Origin of the sequence: Paraburkholderia bengalensis (assembly GCF_037126505.1) — a bacterium.
GTDB lineage: Bacteria > Pseudomonadota > Gammaproteobacteria > Burkholderiales > Burkholderiaceae > Paraburkholderia > Paraburkholderia bengalensis.
The window spans coordinates 1-848 of record NZ_JACFYJ010000271.1 but is presented as its reverse complement, the minus strand read 5'-3'; the positions used below and the strand labels follow the sequence as shown (position 1 = coordinate 848).

Below are 848 nucleotides of genomic sequence, written 5' to 3'. Positions count from 1 at the left end.
AATCGTGAGCGAAATGTCGTTCAAACATCGAACATGACTTCCACTAGAGTTACATCTTCTCACTCGCCAGGATTAGATGATGACTCGAGCCTTCGTCTCGTACTGTCACGCAGACGAGCAGTATCGCGCAGAACTCGAAAAACACCTTTCGTTGCTACGGCGACAGGGGCTGATCGACATCGGGAGCGATCATCGGATCCCCCAGGGGCGAGATCGAGGCGCACATCAGCGCTGAACTTGACGCGGCCGATCTGATCATCCTCCTGGTCAGCTCAGACTTCATGAACTCGGAATACTGCTATAGCGTCGAGATGCAGCGTGCAATGGAGCGTCATCAAGCGGGATCAGCGATCGTTGTTCCGATAATCGTACGCCTCTGCGACTGGACATCATCGTTGCTCGGTGGCCTCAAGGCGCTCCCAAAAGATGGCAAGCCGGTAATCAAATGGCCAACCCTTGACGATGCGTTCGTCGATGTTGTCCAGTCGCTTCGCAAGCTGCTCGCTGGGCAGACCGGGGGCACGACGCGACCTGCTTCCAGCTCTCCTGTACGGCAGTCATCTGATCCGGCAGCTACTGTCGCTCCGCCGCGCCCCCGCTCCGGCGCGCTGTCCTTGCCAAAGGAGTTCCGCGATATTGACCGCGACAACTTTCTCACGGAGGCCTTCGGCTATATTGCCGTCTATTTTGAGAATTCGCTGGAAGAGTTAGCGCCGCGCAACCCGGGTATGAAGGCAGGTTCCGCCGCACGTCGGAAACCGGATTTACAGGAACTATCTATCGAGATGGCAAAAGGGTCGCGGGTTGCTACATCCGAATTACGCACACCTACGGATCACGAGGTCAGA

Annotated in this window: 1 pseudogene; it reads left to right on the top strand. The window is 56.4% G+C overall.

Features of this window, described 5'->3' with window-relative positions:
* Positions 1 to 281: 281 nt before the first annotated feature.
* A pseudogene (locus tag H3V53_RS43175) lies at positions 282 to 848 on the top strand (hypothetical protein); the annotation flags it as partial.